The organism is Micromonospora sp. NPDC000207 (genome assembly GCF_040300925.1).
Lineage (GTDB): Bacteria > Actinomycetota > Actinomycetes > Mycobacteriales > Micromonosporaceae > Micromonospora.
In genome coordinates this window covers 1-2,462 of sequence record NZ_JBEPEQ010000223.1, presented here as the reverse complement: position 1 = coordinate 2,462, position 2,462 = coordinate 1, and the positions used below count along the sequence as shown (strand labels likewise).

2 protein-coding genes are annotated in these 2,462 nt (G+C 75.2%); both read right to left on the bottom strand.

Translation table 11 applies throughout. The features are described 5' to 3' along the window. On the bottom strand, positions 1–821 hold an 821-nt coding region (locus ABT336_RS27240), incomplete at its 3' end, for an SCO3242 family prenyltransferase (protein ID WP_350900438.1). Then, positions 805–1,971, bottom strand: coding sequence for an inositol-3-phosphate synthase (locus tag ABT336_RS27235; protein WP_350900436.1), 1,167 nt, complete (start codon positions 1,969–1,971; stop codon positions 805–807). The genes ABT336_RS27240 and ABT336_RS27235, both read right to left, overlap by 17 nt. Positions 1,972–2,462 lie beyond the last annotated feature (491 nt).

Sequence of the window (2,462 nt, the reverse complement as noted above, 5' to 3'; positions counted from 1 at the left end):
CCTGCGCCCACCGCCGCCCGGACCCGACCGGCTGTGGGTTCGGCGACCACCCGGGCCTGGGCGGTGCCGTAGCGCAGGGCGTACCAGAGCGCCAGTCCGGCGGGCAGCGCCGCGCGGGCCAGTCCGGCGGCCTCGGACCGGGTCACCGCCGAGACGGCGGTCCGGACCGTCGACCCGGCAGCGGTCCCGGCGGTCGGCGCCGACCCGGTCCGGCGGGTTCGACCGACTGCGGCACCGGCGGCGATCAGCGTGGTAGCGGTGAGGGTGCCCAACGGCAGGGCGACGTCGGTCCCGGTCACCTCCCGGCGGGACAGGGCGGTGACGGTCCAGGTGTGCGCTGCCACGGTCAGCGCCGCCGGAACCGCCCGGACGGTCCGTCCGTCGCCCGCCCCGAGCAGGACGTCCAGCCCCCGGCACAGCGCCATCATCGGCGGCCCGGCGGGACTGTTCTTCGCCTTGAGGTCGTACGCCCAGACGGCGGCGGCGAGCGGGACGGCGACGGCGGCGGCCCGACGCCCCCCGGCGGCACCGGCCAGGGCGAGGCCGGCGGCGGTCAACCCGGCGGCGACCCCGAGTGCTGCTGTCGGACTGACCCGGCCGCTCGGGATGGGACGTTCCGGGCGCTCCACGGCGTCGAGGTCCCGGTCGGCCCAGTCGTTGGCGGCCATCCCCGCCCAGTAGAGCAACACCGACGCCCCGGCCAGGGCGGGGGTACGCCGGTCCAGGCCACCTGCGGCGGTCGCCCCGGCGATGACGTCTCCGGGGACCGACAGCGCGGCGGGGGCCCGGACCAGTTCCACCAGGTCAGCGAGCCTGGGCATCGGCACCTCCGGTGGTGGCGTGCAGCCCGGTGACGAACTCCCGCAGCCGGACCCACTGTTCGGCCAGCGAGTGGGTGCTCACCCCCACCGGGTCCTTGAAGAAGAACGCCAGGTCGGCGAGGGGGCCGACGTGCCCGGCGGCGTGCGCGGCGGCGGTGATCCGGGCCAGGTCCAGCACCAGCGGGGCGGCCAGGGCGGAGTCACAGCCGTGCCAGGTGAACTCCAGCCGCATCCCGGCACCGAGGAACCCGGCGAAGGTGACCAGGTCCCAGGCGGTCTTGAAGTCGCCCAGCTCCTCGACGTAGTCGATGCGGGTGTCGCCCTGCGGTTGGTAGCCGAGGGTCTCGGCGAGGACCCGCTGTTTGCTCTCCACCTTCGCCGCGTTGGCGGCCGGTTCGGCGAGGTTGGCCCCGTCCCCACCGCCGAGCAGGTTGATCCCCGACCACGAGCGGACCTGGAGGTTGCGCATCGCGAACATCGGGGCCAGCACCGACTTGACCAGGGTCTCCCCGGTCTTGCCGTCGTGGCCGGCGTACGGCAGCCCCCGCTCGACGGCCAGGGCGGCCAGGGCGGGCAGCCGGGCCCCTGTCGACGGGGTGAAGTCCACGTACGGGCAGCCGGCGGTGAACGCCGCGTACGCGTAGAGGGAGCTGGGCGGCAGCACCTCGTCGTCACCGTGCAGCGCCTCGGCGAGCCGGGCCGGGTCGACGTGCCCCGGATGCGGGGTGATCTGCGGTTCGGTGGCCGAGACGTTGACCATTACGATCCGGTCGAGGTGGTGCCGACGGCGGAAGGCGTCGAGGTCGGCGACCACTGTGGCGACCCGTTCGGCCTGGGTGCCCCCGGTGGGGGCGGGCCGGATCTCCTCCTCCACCTCGGCCAGGTCGTCGGCGAGTGCGGCGACGAGTCGACCGGGCACCACCCCGGCGGCGGCGAGCGCCTCGGCCCGTTTCGCCAGGGGGGTGTGGACCGGGTCGTGACCGCCGAACACCAGTTCGGTGAAGGCCGGCAGGGCGGGTCCACGCAGCTGAGGCAGCTCGGTGACGCACCCGGTCGGCGCGGTGAGATTGCTCCGCAGGGCACGCGCCCCGACGATGCTGGTGGTCGCGACGGAACCGCGCGCCCCCACCAGCCAGACACCCGTACGCATGGTGCTCCTTCCGATCGGGTGCGGATGGGCCCCGCCCGTCACCCACGGATCCACGGGTCCCGGTGGGTGGTGCCGAAGTCGGCGGCTTCGGCACCGGCCGGGTCCCGGGGGTGGGAACGGACGGGGCTGGCAGGCAGGGCCGGTCGGCGTCTCGTCCCTGCCTCCCCCGCATCCGCCCGGCCACCGACGCGGGTGCGTCGACGGCCGGACGTCTGGGACGTACGCGGTCCTCCGGTGCGGTCGGGGAATCCCGTTCCGACCGCACCGGACGACCGTCGTGCCGGTGCGCCCCCGCTCGGGGAGGCACCATCCGGTCCGAGCCTCGTCCCGGCCGTGGGGCGCAACCACGGTCGGTTCCTCGCCGGTCGGTCCGGATCTTCCCGGGCGGTGGCGGCGATATCGCCGCCACCCCCCGGGGGGAAGACCGCCACCCAGGCCACTGCCGGGTACACCAACCCCCACGACGAGCCGAGTCGGGCCCAACCTTACAA